The sequence below is a fragment of the Raskinella chloraquaticus (SeqCode) genome (genome assembly GCF_021731865.1).
GTDB classification, from domain to species: domain Bacteria; phylum Pseudomonadota; class Alphaproteobacteria; order Rhizobiales; family UBA4765; genus Raskinella; species Raskinella chloraquaticus.
The window spans coordinates 71985-85748 of the sequence record NZ_JAKFWN010000024.1; the positions used below are offsets into that span (position 1 = coordinate 71985).

Annotated in this window: 15 protein-coding genes; 14 read left to right on the top strand and 1 reads right to left on the bottom strand. The window is 61.1% G+C overall.

All coding sequences use genetic code 11. From position 1 onward, the window contains the following. The first annotated feature begins 88 nt into the window (after nt 1-88). The 9 genes from nagZ to ACINK1_RS08605 all read left to right on the top strand — a co-directional run bounded on the left by nagZ (nt 89) and on the right by ACINK1_RS08605 (nt 8546). Nucleotides 89-1159, top strand: coding sequence for a beta-N-acetylhexosaminidase (nagZ, locus tag ACINK1_RS08565; RefSeq protein ID WP_376800912.1), 1071 nt, complete (start codon nt 89-91; stop codon nt 1157-1159). Next, on the top strand, nt 1152-1967 hold the full coding sequence (locus ACINK1_RS08570) for a segregation and condensation protein A (RefSeq protein ID WP_376800911.1): 816 nt from the start codon (nt 1152-1154) through the stop codon (nt 1965-1967). The genes nagZ and ACINK1_RS08570 overlap by 8 nt, the downstream gene beginning before the upstream one ends. Further along, on the top strand, nt 1960-2739 hold the full coding sequence (gene scpB / locus ACINK1_RS08575) for an SMC-Scp complex subunit ScpB (protein WP_376800910.1): 780 nt from the start codon (nt 1960-1962) through the stop codon (nt 2737-2739). Before ACINK1_RS08570 ends, scpB begins: the two co-directional genes overlap by 8 nt. A 140-nt stretch (nt 2740-2879) precedes the next feature. Then, on the top strand, nt 2880-3413 hold the full coding sequence (gene tatB, locus ACINK1_RS08580; RefSeq protein WP_376800909.1) for a Sec-independent protein translocase protein TatB: 534 nt from the start codon (nt 2880-2882) through the stop codon (nt 3411-3413). 64 nt (nt 3414-3477) lie between these two features. Beyond that, nucleotides 3478-4290: a twin-arginine translocase subunit TatC gene (gene tatC / locus ACINK1_RS08585; RefSeq protein WP_376800908.1), complete on the top strand. Its 813-nt coding sequence runs from the start codon at nt 3478-3480 to the stop codon at nt 4288-4290. A 66-nt stretch (nt 4291-4356) separates the two neighbouring features. Next, nucleotides 4357-5643 carry a serine--tRNA ligase gene (gene serS / locus ACINK1_RS08590; RefSeq protein WP_376800907.1) on the top strand — a complete coding sequence of 429 codons (1287 nt, stop codon included), beginning with the start codon at nt 4357-4359 and terminating at the stop codon, nt 5641-5643. A 12-nt stretch (nt 5644-5655) separates the two neighbouring features. After that, on the top strand, nt 5656-6420 hold the full coding sequence (gene surE / locus ACINK1_RS08595; protein WP_376800906.1) for a 5'/3'-nucleotidase SurE: 765 nt from the start codon (nt 5656-5658) through the stop codon (nt 6418-6420). 9 nt (nt 6421-6429) lie between these two features. Further along, nucleotides 6430-7125 carry a protein-L-isoaspartate(D-aspartate) O-methyltransferase gene (locus ACINK1_RS08600; RefSeq protein ID WP_376800905.1) on the top strand — a complete coding sequence of 232 codons (696 nt, stop codon included), beginning with the start codon at nt 6430-6432 and terminating at the stop codon, nt 7123-7125. 140 nt (nt 7126-7265) lie between these two features. Beyond that, a complete protein-coding gene (locus ACINK1_RS08605) occupies nt 7266-8546 on the top strand; it encodes a M23 family metallopeptidase (protein ID WP_376800904.1) in 1281 nt (426 codons plus the stop codon). A 4-nt stretch (nt 8547-8550) separates the two neighbouring features. Here the strand turns inward: ACINK1_RS08605 and ACINK1_RS08610 are convergent, their stop codons facing one another. Further along, nucleotides 8551-9402 carry an ATP-binding protein gene (locus tag ACINK1_RS08610; protein ID WP_376803756.1) on the bottom strand — a complete coding sequence of 284 codons (852 nt, stop codon included), beginning with the start codon at nt 9400-9402 and terminating at the stop codon, nt 8551-8553. A 169-nt stretch (nt 9403-9571) separates the two neighbouring features. Here ACINK1_RS08610 and yajC point away from each other — a divergent pair, with 169 nt between their 5' ends. The 5 genes from yajC to ACINK1_RS08635 are packed head-to-tail and all read left to right on the top strand — an operon-like array spanning nt 9572 to nt 13764. After that, on the top strand, nt 9572-9907 hold the full coding sequence (gene yajC, locus ACINK1_RS08615; protein ID WP_376800902.1) for a preprotein translocase subunit YajC: 336 nt from the start codon (nt 9572-9574) through the stop codon (nt 9905-9907). A 31-nt stretch (nt 9908-9938) separates the two neighbouring features. Then, nucleotides 9939-11537: a protein translocase subunit SecD gene (gene secD / locus ACINK1_RS08620; protein ID WP_376800901.1), complete on the top strand. Its 1599-nt coding sequence runs from the start codon at nt 9939-9941 to the stop codon at nt 11535-11537. Nucleotides 11538-11552: 15 nt separating this feature from the next. Further along, nucleotides 11553-12500 carry a protein translocase subunit SecF gene (gene secF / locus ACINK1_RS08625; protein WP_376800900.1) on the top strand — a complete coding sequence of 316 codons (948 nt, stop codon included), beginning with the start codon at nt 11553-11555 and terminating at the stop codon, nt 12498-12500. Beyond that, nucleotides 12497-12883 (top strand): Mth938-like domain-containing protein, encoded by a 387-nt coding sequence (locus ACINK1_RS08630; protein WP_376800899.1) that lies wholly within the window; start codon nt 12497-12499, stop codon nt 12881-12883. Before secF ends, ACINK1_RS08630 begins: the two co-directional genes overlap by 4 nt. Continuing rightward, a complete protein-coding gene (locus ACINK1_RS08635) occupies nt 12883-13764 on the top strand; it encodes a phytoene/squalene synthase family protein (RefSeq protein WP_395760081.1) in 882 nt (293 codons plus the stop codon). Before ACINK1_RS08630 ends, ACINK1_RS08635 begins: the two co-directional genes overlap by 1 nt.

Below are 13764 nucleotides of genomic sequence, written 5' to 3' on the forward strand. Positions count from 1 at the left end.
CATCTGGCCACGATAAAAGGCGGGGATGGCGTTTGCCTGCCTGACGTGGCAGCTTGACCATCAGCCCGTCCACGCGGTTAATGCGGCAATGAATCAGGGCGCTTTCATCACCGGACTGGCAGGTACAGTCCTTCGCGACGACGAGCGCGATTTTCTGCACCATACGCGGCCTTTTGCGACGATATTGTTCGCCCGTAATATCGGTCAGCCGGCTGATGTCATCGCACTTTGCGCGGCTATTCGCGACGCGCTGCAGGATGATCGGGCGCTGATCTTCATCGATCAGGAAGGGGGCAGGGTGCAGCGCCTGCGCCAGCCTTTCTGGAGCAGTTTTGTCGCAGCGAAATGGTTCGGGCTGCTCTATGACAAGCGCCCGGAATGGGGGCTTGAAGGGGTCGCACTCCAATCGCGCCTCATCGCCGATGATCTGACCACGCTTGGCATCAACGCCGTGTGCGCGCCCTGCCTCGATCTCTCTATCCCCGGTGCCCATGACATCATCGGCGACCGGGCCCTGTCGCGCGATCCGGCGGTGATCGCGGCGCTCGGTCGGGCGAGCATGGAGGCCTATCTGGCCTCGGGCGTGCTTCCGGTTGCTAAACATATTCCCGGCCACGGCCGCAGTCTTGCCGATAGCCATGTAGCGTTACCGCGCGTCTCGCTTGCGAAAGATGTTCTTGCTGCAAGTGATTTTCTGCCCTTTGCCGCTTTGGCCGATTGCCCGTTTGCGATGACCGCCCATATTATTTATGACGCCATCGACGGCGCGCGCACTGCCACCCTGTCGCCCGACGTGATCAGCAACATCATTCGTGGTGACATCGGTTTTCGCGGCGCGCTGATGAGCGATGATCTGGGCATGAAGGCGTTGTCGGGATCAATGGACAGGCTTGCCGCCGATTGCCGGGAGGCGGGGATCGATCTTGTTCTCCATTGCAGCGGCAATATGGAGGAAATGCGGGCTGTTGCGGCTGGCGCAGGGCGATTGACCGGGATGGCCCAAAGCCGTTGCGCTACGGCCATGGCGCGGCTGCAGCCGTCGCAAGCGTTTGATCGCCGACAGGCCGAAGCACGGCTCACCGAATTACTTGCGCTCGTCGGCGCCGCCGATGCCTATGTGGCGGCCGCCTCGCCGCCCGGCAGCCTCGCCCATGTCTGACAGCACTGATATGAGCGCGGTCATCGATCTGGCCGAAGGGCGGGCAGAAAGCGATCCGCGCCTCGTCGTTGATCTTGGCGGTTATGAAGGGCCGCTTGATCTGCTGCTCGATCTGGCGCGCCAGCAGAAAGTTGATCTCCAGCGTCTGTCGATCCTTGCGCTGGCCGAGCAATATCTGATTTTTATCGACAAGGTGCGACGTCTGCGTATCGAACTCGCCGCTGATTACCTGCTGATGGCAGCCTGGCTCGCCTTTCTGAAAAGCAAATTATTGCTCCCTGATCAGCGCGGCGAGGGCGAGCCGTCGGGCGAAGATCTGGCGGAATCACTGACCGAGCGTCTGCGCCGGCTCGATATCATCCGTCAGGCGGGCGCCCGGCTGATGGCGCGTCATCGCCTGGGGCTGGATGTGTTCGCGCGTGGCGCACCCGAGGGGGTGCGGGCGAGCGTCACCAGCCAATGGGACGCAAATCTCGTCGATCTTCTGAAAGCCTACGCGGTTCAACGATCAAAGACCGCTCTGGCGCGCGTCACATTGCAACGCCGACCGGTATGGTCGCTCGCCGATGCGCGCCAGGCTCTCGAACGTCTGGTTGGAATGGCAAGCGAGTGGACCAGTCTTGATGAATATCTGATCGCGTATGTCGCCGAGCCTGGTCAGCGCGCCACGATAAGGGCATCAAGTCTTGCGACATCGTTGGAGATGGCGCGCGACGGAACCGTTCAATTGCGCCAGGAGGCAGCATTTCGCCCGATTTATGTCAGGCGCCACAAGCCCGATGGCCATAAGGAAGACACGCATGGCTGATGCCGGGCGCCGCCTCGACCCCCATGATCTCTTTGAGCCTCCGGTCGATGTGACGCCGCATCAACAGGCGATGCGCGTTGCCGAGGCATTGCTGTTTGCCGCCGCAGAGCCGCTTGACGAGGCAAAAATCGCCAGCCGCATGCCCGACGGCGTTGATCTTGCCGCCGTTCTTGCCGATCTCGTCAGCGACTATGCACACCGTGGCGTGCAATTGCGCCGCATCGCCGGAAAATGGATGCTGCGCACCGCCGATGATCTGGCGGTTCTTTTGCGCGATGAAACGGTTGAAGTAAAAAAACTGACGCGGGCGCAAATCGAAACGCTCGCGATCATCGCTTATCACCAGCCGGTGACGCGCGCCGAGATCGAGGAAATTCGCGGCGTGGCGACCTCGAAGGGCATTCTCGACATTCTGCTCGATACAGGCTGGATACGTATGCGTGGCCGCCGGCGCACGCCCGGCCGCCCGGTCACGCTGGGCACAAGCGAACAATTTCTGGTTCATTTCGGGCTCGATGCCATCCGCGATCTGCCCGGCCTTGACGAATTGAAGGGGACCGGCCTGATCGATGTGCGGCTGCCCGCTGGCTTTGCCATCCCGCTACCGACCGACGATCCGGCGCTGGCGCCCGATGAGGATCCGCTCGACGGCTCGGAGGCGATGGACGAGTTGGAACCATTGAACGACGGGACGGCTGAAGAAATTGACGCCGACGCGCGCGATGAACCTCAGCCGGTGAGCGAACCGCCGGTGATCGACAGGCAATCCTGATCACGGATGGTTGTTTGCGGGTGCTGCGGGGCACGTCTTTCTATTGACCTTTGGCTGCTTGCGCGCCATGTCTCACATGGTGTCTCGAAGGCATTTGCTGTTTTTGCAGCAAAGCTGCGCTGTCTGGAGTGTTTTGCCGCATGTTTGGCATCGGCTGGACCGAAATATTGCTGGTTGGCGTGATCGCCCTGCTGGTTTTGAAGCCGCAGGACTATCCTGACGCCATGCGCTCGCTTGGACGCCTTATCAACAAGGCGCGGCAGATGGCTGGCGAATTTCAGGGGCAGTTCAACGATGCCATGCGCGATGCCAATCTCGATGATGTACGCAAGACGCTCGATGAAGTGCGCGATATGCGTCATTTATCACCTGTGCAGAAGGTGACCGAGACGTTGTCGCGTTTTGCGGATGAAACGCGCAATATCAAGAATGAAATCGAACAGACCGGGACGTTGCTGGGCGATGCACCGGGACAGACAATCGCCCCCTTGCCCTCCTCACCCGCTGCCAGGGACCCAACCGAAACGATGTTGCCGCCTGTCGAACCGGCCCCGCCGGTCGATCTGACGGCCTTTGTCTCTGAACCTCCCTCTACGCCCGCGCCCTCGGTGGATACGTCGGCGCAGGCAGGTCCCACGGTCGAGGATACGACGCGCCCTGCCAAAGCCTCGTAGTCGGGTTGAGACCGATGTGCGGTTTGACTTGCGCCTGCACGGGGAGAGAAGGTAGACATCACCGATGACGGTTATTGACGATGGCAAGGACGATATCGAGGCGTCGCGCGCGCCGCTGATGTCGCATCTCCTGGAGTTGCGCTCGCGCATCGTGCGCTCATTTGTCGTGCTGCTGGCCATCGTCGTCGTCTGCTTCTTTTTTGCCAATACGATTTTCGACTTGTTGCTCTACCCCTACAAGGGCGCTCTCCCGAGCGATCAGATCGCCCGCGTCGTCTTCACCGGGCCGGCGGAATATCTGTTCACGCAGCTGCAGATTGCGCTCTTTGGCGGCATTTTTATCTGCTGCCCGTTTCTCCTCTACCAGCTCTACGCTTTCATCGCGCCCGGGCTTTACCGCCATGAGCGCAATGCGTTCCGCCCTTATCTGATCGCCACACCGGCCTTCTTTCTGCTGGGCGGCCTGATGGTTTATTTTGTAGCCGCGCCAGCGGCACTCCGCTTCTTTGCCAGCATGCAGCAACTGGGCGGTGCCTCGCTCTCTGGCGTGTCGATCGAGATGCTGCCCACGACCGAGCGCTATCTGAGCTTCCTCATGACCTTCATGATGGCTTTTGGACTGATGTTCCAACTGCCGGTCATTTTGTCGCTGCTCGCGCAGGTTGGCGTGGTGACGTCCCAAGGGCTGCGCGACAAGCGTCGTTTCGCGATTGTTGGTGTGTTTGCGGCCTCAGCCGTGCTGGCGCCCCCCGATGTCGGCAGTCAGGTTATTTTGGCATTGCCGACGCTGCTTCTCTATGAGGCCAGCATCTACGTCGTCAAAATCATCGAGGCGCGTCGCGCTGCGGCTGACAAGCTGCGCCAATCATCCACCTGAAAAGCTGCATCGCGCATTCGCCGGGCTTGATCTGCCGGCCTGCGGTGGGCGATCAAGGATACTGCCATGCATGACATCAAAACGATTCGTGATCAGCCAACATCCTTCGACAGTGCGCTCGGACGACGAGGTCTGTCGCCGATGGCGCCACAGATTCTGCGCCTTGATGAGGAGCGCCGCAGCATTATCGCGCGGCTGCAAACAGCGCAGGAGCGGCGCAACGCCGCATCAAAGGAAATCGGCGCGGCTAAAGCTGCCCGGGATGAGGCCCGCGCCAGGAGCCTGATGGACGAAGTGGCGGCGCTGAAGCAGGATAGGCCGGCGCTCGAAGCCGATGAGCGACGCGTTGAGGCCGAACTCACCGCCCTGTTAGCCGCCATTCCCAATCTCCCGGCTGCCGAAGTGCCTGATGGGCGCGATGAAAGCGGTAATGTCGAGCGCCACCGCTGGGGAACGCCGAAGACGTTTGATTTTGCACCAAAGCAGCATTTCGAATTGGGCGAAGCGCTTGGTCAGATGGATTTTGAAACGGCGGCAAAGATTTCTGGCGCCCGCTTCGTCGTCCTGAAGGGCCAGCTTGCGCAGCTGGAGCGGGCGCTAGCCCAGTTCATGCTCGATATTCACACCAGCGAGCATGGCTATACCGAGACCAACCCCCCGCTGCTCGTCCGTCAACATACCGCCTATGGCACGGGAAATCTGCCGAAATTCGCTGAGGATTTGTTCCACGTCAGTGGTGATTTCTGGCTTACCCCCACCGCCGAAGTATCGGTCACCAATTATGTGCGCGACGATATTCAGGACGAGGCGAAGCTGCCCTATCGCTATACCGCCCACACCCCGTGCTTCCGCTCGGAGGCTGGCTCGGCGGGGCGCGATACGCGCGGCATGATCCGCGTTCACCAGTTCATGAAGGTCGAGCTGGTGTCGATTACGGCGCCCGAGCAGTCGGACAGCGAGCATGAACGCATGCTGAACGCGGCGGAAACCATTTTACGTCGCCTCGAACTGCCGTTTCGTACCATCACCCTGTGCACGGGCGACATGGGTTTTGCGGCGCGCAAAACCTACGACATCGAAGTCTGGCTGCCGGGGCAGAACGCCTATCGCGAGATTTCGTCCTGCTCGAATTGCGGGGATTTTCAGGCCCGGCGCATGAATGCCCGCTACCGTCCGATGGATGGCAAGGGCGCGCCGCGCTTTGTGCACACGCTCAACGGATCAGGCGTGGCGGTTGGTCGCTGTCTGGTAGCGGTGATGGAAAACTACCAGCACGCCGATGGCTCCATTGTCATCCCCGAGGCGTTGCGACCGTATATGGGCGGTCGCGATATGATCATTCCTGCTTCCTGAAAGGGTCTTGCCTTGCGCATTCTGGTGACAAATGACGACGGCATTCATGCCGACGGGCTGGGCGCTATGGAGCGCATCGCCAGATCCCTTTCGGATGATGTGTGGGTGATTGCACCTGAGACCGACCAGTCGGGCGTTGCCCATTCTTTGACCTTGAGCGAACCGCTGCGCCTGCGCGAGATTTCTCCGCGCCATTTCGCGGTGCGTGGTACGCCGACGGATTGTGTCATTATGGGGGTGCGCCGGATTCTTGCCGACAATCCGCCCGATCTTGTCCTTTCTGGCGTCAATCGCGGCCTTAATGTTGCCGATGATGTCACCTACTCAGGAACCGTGGCGGGGGCTATGGAGGGAATCTTGCTAGGTGTACGCTCCATCGCCCTGTCGCAAGGCTATAACCACGCTGTTGATCGCAACCTCGTGCGTTACGCTACAGCGGAAACATTGGCCCCTGAACTGATCACCCGCCTGCTGGCGACCGACATTCCGTCCAGCACTCTGCTCAACATCAATTTTCCTGACTGCGATGCGAGTGATGTGTTGGGCGTCAAGATCACGTGTCAGGGCAAGCGCGACCAGAATTTGCTGCAAGTCGATGCGCGGATCGATGGCCGCGGATTTAATTATTACTGGCTGACGTATCGCGGTCGCACCATGGACGCTGCCGAGGGCAGTGATCTGGCGGCGCTGCGCGCCGGCTATGTCTCCGTCACTCCTCTGCAGCTTGACCTGACGGATCGCCATACCATGCCGCTTCTTTCTGCTGCCATGTCGTGAGGGGCGGCGGTGGGGGCCGATGATGACACGCCCGCTACTGACCAGGCAACGCACGCGCTGAACACGCGCGATACCGAACGGCGCGCCGGCTTCATCATGGAGATGCGCGCGCGCGGCGTGCGCTCGCGCGATGTTCTGTCCGCGCTTGAAAGGGTGCCACGCCACCTTTTTGTCGCCCGGGAATTCGCCGAGTTCGCCCTCGCTGACCGCTCACTGCCGATTGCCTGCGGGCAGATGATCGAGCGTCCCAGTATCGCTGCCCGCATGGTTGAGGCGCTCGATATCTCGAAGGCCCATAAGATTCTTGAAATCGGTACGGGCAGCGGCTGGCTGACGGCGGTCCTTGCGGCGCTGGCCGCCCAGGTCATCTCGCTGGAGCGCTATCGGACGCTGGCCAAAATCGCTCGCGGCCATCTGGGGGCCCATGGTGTCGGCAATGCGACCGTGCTCGTCAGGGATGGTCTGGCCGGCGACAAGGACCACGCGCCCTTTGATCGCATTCTGGTTGGCGGGTCGCTTGACGAAATCCCGCGCCCGCTCTTCGACCAATTGCGCCCTGATGGCGCGATCATCGCCGCCGTCGGACCACCCCATACCGCCCAGCGCCTGCTGGTTTTTCGCCAGGGGCGCGGCCATCCGGCAACCATCGACCTTGGCGAGGTACGGTTTGTGCCGTTGACGCCGGGCCTTGCGGCGGCGATCTGATTGCAGCGAAAAACTGACGTCGATTTCGAGATGTTAAGTCGAATTTTACTTAATTCGCGTTTAATCGCCGCGTTGGAGTTATTTCTCTTGCGTGAGTGAGCGTCATGTCAGTTACGTCGAAGCGCGGTGCACCCTATCGAATGCTGCAATATACGGCGTCCCTGGGATGCGCGCTGACATTGGCGGCCTGCGCGAGCGATGGCGCCCGTTACGCGCCGCCGCCGCCCTGGAGTTCAGCACAACAGCAATATAATCAGACGTTTTCGCAGCGCCCCCCGGTGGCTGGGCAGGAAACGGGCTGGCAGGGTCAGGGGCAGTCTGCGCCGTCCTGGCAGCAATCGGCAGCCCCTGCCTGGCAGCCGCAGAACAGCGATGTGACAGGCTCTATCCAGCCAGACGCATCCGTGAACGCAGCCCGTACCGTCTACGCCAAGCCGCTTCCGCCCGTAACGGCGCTGCCGCCAGTCGCCGCGCCGAAAGCGCAATGGACGCCGCCGGCTACTCCGCCACAATGGTCGCAACCCGCTTCGCCCAAGCTCGCGCCGTTGCCAACCGCGCCTGTTGCTGTAGCGCCCGGTCCGGTCCGCCAGAGCGCAATCGCGACCTCTGGCCAGCAGTTGAAATTGCCCAAGACAAGTGAGCCAGCCGTACCTTTGGCCTGGACGCAACCCGCCGCCGCGCCGCGCGCTGCTGTACCGTCGACCCATACTGTTCATGCCGGTGAGACGCTGGCGAGCATCGCCACGCAATACGGCGTGCCTGCCGCGACAATCGCCCGCTATAATCATCTTGGCCCCAGTGACCGTCCCCAGATCGGACAGAAGCTGGCGTTGACTTCACCAGTCCGCCTGCCCGTGGCGAGCGATGCTCCTCAAGCAGACAAGATTACCACCTCCGCCATTCCGCCGCGTATTCCTGAGCCGAAAGCTGCAGCCGTCCCGACACCGGTCGAGCCACGCAAAGTGGTGACGGCCGTTCCGCAGGCGCCTGCTCCAGAGGCTGAAGATGAACCTGTCGAACCGGCGACCGCCAAAACGGAGAAGCTCGCCTTCCGTTGGCCAGTCCGCGGCCGTGTGATCGCCAAATTTGGTCCGCAGCCGAGCGGCGGTAATGTTGACGGCATCAAGATCGCGGTCCCGCAAGGGACACCTGTCCACGCTGCCGAGGCCGGCGTCGTCGCTTACGCCGGCAGTGAACTCAAGCCCTATGGCAACCTCGTGCTCGTTCGCCATGCCAATGGCTGGGTGACGGCTTACGCGCACAATTCAAATATCGATGTGAAAAGCGGCGACCAGATCAAACGCGGCCAGATTATCGCCCGCGCCGGCCAGACGGGAAATGTCAGCCAGCCTCAGGTCCATTTTGAAATCCGCAAGGGCAAGACACCGGTCGACCCGATGACGCATCTGGCAGGCGGCTGAATGTTCAGCTGCTGATCTGTCCTAATCGCCCGGCCAGATCCTGCGCGAACTGGAAGGCAACGCGCCCTGAGCGCGAGCCACGCGTGGTTGCCCATTCAAGCGCCTCGGCACGCAATGTCGCCTGGTCGACCGTCAGACCTAAATGATCGACATAGCCCGCCACCATGTCGAGATACTCATCCTGGCTGCAGCGGTGAAAGCCGATCCACAGACCAAATCGGTCAGAGAGCGACACTTTTTCCTCGACCGCTTCTCCCGGATTGATGGCGGTGGATCGCTCATTTTCCATCATCTCGCGCGGCAGCAGATGGCGCCGGTTTGATGTTGCGTAGAAAATGACGTTGTCGGGTCGCCCTTCAAGCCCGCCCTCGAGCACCGCTTTCAACGATTTATAGGACGTGTCAGTGGCGTCAAACGACAGATCATCGCAATAGACGATGATCCGCTCCGGCCGCGCGCGGACAAGGTTCATCAGATCAGGCAGGGTGCTGATATCCTCACGATGGATTTCAATCAGCTTGAGCGCAGCACTCGCCCGCGAAGCAACATCGGCGTGGACCGCCTTGACGATGGAGGATTTGCCCATGCCGCGCGCGCCCCACAGGAGGGCATTATTGGCCGGCAAGCCGGCAGCGAAGCGCTCCGTATTGGCCAGCAGCGTGTCGCGCTGGCGCTCAATGCCGACAAGAAGAGCGAGCGGAACGCGGTTGATGCGCGCGACTGCCTGGGCGTGGCGCTGTTCGGCAACCCACACGAACCCTTCCGCCTCCTCAAGTGCCAGAGCCGTGTGGGGCTTTGGTCCCAGATCCTCGACAGCGCGGCGCAAAGCCCGCATTTCGGCAAGAAGATCGGACATTTCGAATTCGGGCAAGCGAGCCTCCGGCGCAATGATAGCGAGCGGCTCCTAGCACGATGATTGCCTGGCGCAAATGCCAGCGACGTTCGGCAATTGATTTCCCGCACTTCGTCGCTATAGTCCGCGCCGCATCAGGCCCATTCGGGTCCGTCACGGTTTGGAGAATGGAATGCTGATCACCAGTGCGTGGGCTCAAGGGGCAGGTAGCAGTGTGCCGGGAGGCGATTTGGTTGTGCAACTCCTGCCATTCGCCTTCATTTTCGTTATTCTCTATGTGCTGATCCTGCGTCCGCAGCAAAAGCGCATGAAGCAGCAGCAGGAAATGCTCGCCAATCTGCGTCGTGGCGATACGGTCGTGACGGCGGGTGGGCTCATCGGCAAGATCGCCAAGGTGGGTGAGGATAATGACATCCAGGTCGATATTGCCGACAACGTCCGTGTTCGCATCCTGCGACAGATGATCGCTGAAGTGCGCAGCAAGGGCGAACCGGTCAAGGACAATTGATCTGGTTCACCGCGAAGGATTGATCTGAACCATGCTGCGTTTTTCCCGATGGTATGTGGCGTTTATCATCGTGCTCTGTGTGGGCGCGGTGCTGCTGGCGCTGAGCAATTTCCTGCCGCGCCAGACTGCCGACGCGCTGCGTTTGCCGCGTTTCGTTCTTGGGCTCGATCTGCAGGGCGGTTCGCACATTCTGCTGGCCGTCGATACGCTCGCCTTGCGCAAGGATCGCCAGGAAGCGTTGCGCGATGATGTCCGCCGCGTCTTCACCGAACAGCCGCGCATCGGCTATACGGGCCTTGCCATACAAAATGACGCGGTTCAGGTGCGCGTGCGCGATGTGGCCCAGATCGAAACGGCACGCACACGTCTTCAGCAATTGACGCAGCCAGTGAACAGCGCCCTGTCATTTGGCAACGCAACGCGCGAAAACGAGCTGGCGGAGCCGGAACAAGGCTTTTTCGTACTGCGCATGACAGAGGCTGGCTTCGTTGAGCGTGTCCGGCTCGCGGTTGACCAGTCGATCGAGATCGTTCGCCGCCGTGTTGACCAGCTGGGCACGACGGAGCCATCGATCACCCGTCAGGGACGCGACCGCATTCTGGTGCAGGTGCCAGGGCTTCAGGACCCGCAGGCGCTGAAATCGCTGCTCGGTCAGACCGCCAAGCTCACCTTCCGTCTTGTCGATACGTCGGTATCGCCCGAACAGGTCGCGCAAGGGCGCCCGCCGCCGGATTCCGAATTGCTGGACGCATATAATGGCGACACTGGTCGCGCGGTTGTTGAAAAACGGGTGATCGTCTCGGGCGAAGACCTGATCGACGCCCAGCCGGGTTTTGATCAGCGCACCAATGAGGCGATTGTCTCCTTCCGCTTCAACGTCAACGGTTCACGCCGCTTTGCTGCCGTCACGCAGGAAAATGTCGGCAGGCCATTCGCCATCGTTCTCGATAACAAAGTGATTTCAGCACCCGTCATCCGCGAACCCATTCTCGGCGGCTCGGGGCAGATATCCGGCTCCTTCACGCCCAAAAGCGCCAACGAGCTGTCAATCCTGCTGCGTGCGGGCGCACTGCCCGCGCCGCTGTCGATTGTCGAGGAGCGTACCGTCGGTCCGGGTCTTGGCAAGGATTCAATTGAAGCCGGCAAGATCGCCACCTATGTGGCAACGATCTTTGTCGTCTGCTTCATGTTCATCACCTATGGCCTGTTTGGCCTCTTCGCCAATATCGCCCTCATCGTCCATGTCGGCATGATCTTCGCGCTGCTCTCGCTTCTGAGCGCGACGCTGACGCTGCCCGGCATTGCCGGCATCGTGCTCACCATCGGCACCGCAGTTGATTCCAACGTGCTGATCTACGAGCGCATGCGCGAAGAAGCAAAAAGCGGAAACAGCCTGGTGTCGACACTGGAAGCCGGGTTCAACCGCGCATTCGCCACGATCATCGATTCTAACTCGACCATGGCGATTGCCGCCCTCATCTTGCTGTTTCTCGGCAGTGGGCCGGTGCGCGGTTTCGCCGTTGTCTTTCTGCTCGGCATTCTGACGACGGTTGTGACCGCCGTGACCATGACCCGCATGATGATCGCGCTTTGGTATCGCATGTCGCGACCCAAAACCTTACCTTTTTGAGCGGGGATCACACCTATGCGCCTCCTGCGTATCATCCCCGATGGAACGACGTTTCGCTTCGTCCGCTTCCGTCGTTACAGCTATCCAATTTCGGCTTTCATGAGCCTGGCGACGATTGCGCTGCTGCTGTGGCACGGTCTCAATTTCGGCATTGATTTCAAGGGTGGCACGCTGATTGAGATGCAGGCGAAAGCGGGCGCCCCCAACACCGCCCATGTCCGCGAAGTCGCTGACAGGCTGGGCTTTGGCGAAGCGGAAGTGCAGGAATTCGGCAATGCCGGCGGTATCAGCCTGCGGTTTGCCCTGCAACCGGGCGGCGAGGCAGCGCAAACGCTCGTCGTACAAAAAACACGCGCGGCGTTCCAGGGCGAGTATGATTTTCCCCGCGTTGAATCAGTCGGGCCAAGGGTATCGGGCGAACTCGTGCAGACGGGAACGCTCGGCGTTGTGCTGTCGGTCGTCGCTGTGCTGATCTATTTGTGGTTTCGCTTCGAGATGCAGCTCGCGGTCGCCGCCATCATCGGCACCCTGCACGACATCATGCTGACGATGGGCTTTTTCGTCATCACCCGGGCCGAGTTCAACCTGACGTCGATTGCTGCCATTTTGACCATCGTTGGCTATTCGTTGAATGAAACGGTGGTCGTCTTCGACCGCACGCGGGAGTTGATGCGCCGTTACAAGAAAATGTCGACGGAGGAACTGCTCGATCTCTCCGTCAATTCAACCTTGTCGCGGACGGCGATGACGGCGACCAGCGCCTTCCTGTCGATCCTCGCTTTGGTGATTTTCGGTGGCCGCGCCATCGAAGGCTTCGCGGCTGTCATGCTCTTTGGCGTTGTCGTTTGCACCTATTCGGCCGTTTTCATCTCGTCACCCATCCTGATCTATCTGGGCCTGCGCGACGGTGTCGCGATCGAGGCTGACGACGAGAGCAGCGCCAAGGCCGCCACGCGCCCATGAGCGGCCACCACGCGCTGCCGCATTTACCCGGGCGGGCGCTGATCGAGGCTTATGGTAATGGCGGCTTCCGCTTTTCCACCATGTCGCATCGCGGCTCGCTATTGTGCCTGCCAAGCGGTATCTATGCCTGGGATGCCAGCACGCTTGCAGACGTCAGTCGTTCCAGCCTCGCGCCAGTGTTTGCGGAGAGAGGTCTGGAGTTGAGCTTCCTCGTGTTGGGAACCGGCGCAACCATGCTGCGGCCAGGCGACAGGCTGCGCTACATGTTCAACGGGTCCGGTATCAGTCTTGACGCCATGGCAACGGGTGCCGCTGCGCGTACCTACAACATCATGCTGGGTGAAGGCCGCCCTGTTGCCGCCGCCCTTCTGGCCGTGCCGTGATGCAGGAGCCGGCTTCCCCCCCTTCGCCTGCCTCCGCGCGCAGCGTAGAGGGCGCCTATGTGGCGTGCGAGGATCTGGTTCGCCGGGCCGATAAGGATCGCTATCTCGCAGCGCTCTTCATTCCGCCATTCGAGCGCCGTTTTGTGTTCGCGCTCGCTGCGTTCAACATCGAAATTGCCCGCGTGCGCGAGGTGATTTCCGACGCCATGCCCGGTGAGGTGCGCTTCCAGTGGTGGCGGGATGCCATCATGGGCACCGCCCGTGGCGACGTGCACTCGCACCCGGTCGCCGGCGCGCTGCTCGACTGTATCGTGCAATGCCGTCTGCCACGAAAAGCGCTTCTCGACATGATCGACGCCCGCACTTTCGATCTGTACGACGATCCCATGCCAAGCCTTAATGCGCTTGAAGGATATTGCGGCGAGACGGCAAGTGCCCTGTTCCAGCTATCCGCGCTTTGCCTGGCGGGTGGCGCTGACCCCCATTCGGCGCGCTGTGCGGGCCATGCCGGTGTCGCCTATGCGCTGACCGGCTTGATGCGCGCGCTTCCCTATCATGCCCGTCGCGGTCAGTGTTATCTGCCGCTTGATATCATGCGCCATCACGGTGTTGACCGCGATGATGTGGTGAACGGTAAAGCCAGTGACGCACTGGCTGGCGTTCTTCTGGCGCTGCGCCAACAGGCCGAATACCACGCCAGCGAAGCGCGGCGGGCAATCGTCGACATTCACGAGAGCGTGCGCGCGGCATTCCTGCCGATGGCGCTCGTCCCGGCCTATCTGCGGGCACTCGAGCGAACCGCAAGCCGGCCGTTCACGCGCCTTGCCGATGTGGCACAATGGCGCCGTCAGCTTGCCCTCTGGCAGGCGTCCCGGCGATAG